We start from the raw sequence: 1,338 nt of genomic DNA, 5'->3' as shown, positions 1-1,338 counted from the left end.
CAACAGATCTTTAATCGCTGGTGGAATCTTACCTTTGATCAGGAAGGCAGGCCACATTCTCTCATGTCATTCCCGCCAGGCGGGGATCCAGGGAAGGATGAGAGGCATCGAATGGCGACAGGAGAGATCTTTCGGTCGCTTGGGATCCTCGGCACAGGGCCTAGGATGACGAAATTGGGGACAGAAGTGCTCGTTGGTAAAGGAAAGGGGGGCAGTATAAAGGCAAGCGATCAGTCGTTTGTCACCCCAGATCCCATCCTGTTGTCATCCCGGGCTTGTCCCGGGGATCTCAGGCAACCTGGTGATGCAACTAGGTGGCAAAAGGATCTCAGTATACGTGAAAGGTATGGTGAGGAGAAAAGCCAAAAAGCAAGAGGAAAGGCTTTCTTTTCAAGAAATATTTCTGATCTTTGTATCAAAGATTCTTGGAAGGGAAGAAAGCCAAGAAATCTCAAAATTGAGATGAGGTCTTTTTCTTTTTTTGTGATCTCTACTTTGGTCGTCCTTGCGAATGTGAGGGGCATAGTAAGGGAGATAAACCCCAAAAGCATGCGAGAGGGGATTAAAAGGAAGGCCAAAATTATTTTTGGATTTTTCGGCAGAAGGTCTTTTCTCTGGATGAAATGGCATTTCAGCCTTTCCTGAGTGCGCACAGGAAAGGTTTAAGATCCTGGAGAATGAGCAAGGATGATGAAGGTGTAAATGGATAGGAAGTAAAAAGGGTCTTACAGTTTTCTCCTTTGTTGTCCTTGCAACTCTCTCCCTCTTTAGGATTTCTTCTGCTTCATTTTTGCGAAGGGAATATCGAGGAAAGATGAGAAACATCGATTGGTGAAAAGCCAGATCTTCAAGTTGCTTAAGCTCCTCGGCACAAGGCCTAGGGTGACTCAAGTTGGGGCGAGAATGCTCGTTGGCGAGGACAGGAGGGGGATGGTGATAATAGAAACAAGGTTACTCTTCTGAGTCCTCCTCGCGAGCCAGGCTTTGTCGAGGCGAGAGGCGGGGATCCAGGAAGATCAAAGGGCAACGTTATTGTGTGATTGGTGGCAATAGGAATCGAATGTCCACTCTAGCGTCATCCCCAGCCTTGTCCCGGGGATCTCAGGCAACCTGGTGATATTAGAAGATGCCTACGACATAGCCTAGAGGAATGCGAAAATCCTTATCAGAGAATTATTAACGACTTTTTTCTAAAAAACTTGCACACGACATAAAATTAAAAATTTTTCGATAAAAAAGCTAAAATTGTTGGAAGATAGTTGAAAGCTAAGCTACATTCTGGCAATTTCGCAAAGAGAGACACATTTAATTATTAACAAGTGAGTGAGGATAATGGAT

At 45.1% G+C, this 1,338-nt stretch carries 1 protein-coding gene; it reads left to right on the top strand.

The features are described from left to right. Nucleotides 1-186: 186 nt before the first annotated feature. Complete coding sequence (locus IG80_RS16410) at nucleotides 187-645, top strand: hypothetical protein (RefSeq protein ID WP_232224426.1); 459 nt, start codon at nucleotides 187-189, stop codon at nucleotides 643-645. Nucleotides 646-1,338: the final 693 nt, after the last annotated feature.

Origin of the sequence: Candidatus Paracaedibacter symbiosus, assembly GCF_000757605.1 — a bacterium.
Taxonomy (GTDB): domain Bacteria; phylum Pseudomonadota; class Alphaproteobacteria; order Paracaedibacterales; family Paracaedibacteraceae; genus Paracaedibacter_A; species Paracaedibacter_A symbiosus.
This window is presented reverse-complemented; position numbering and strand designations above follow the sequence as displayed.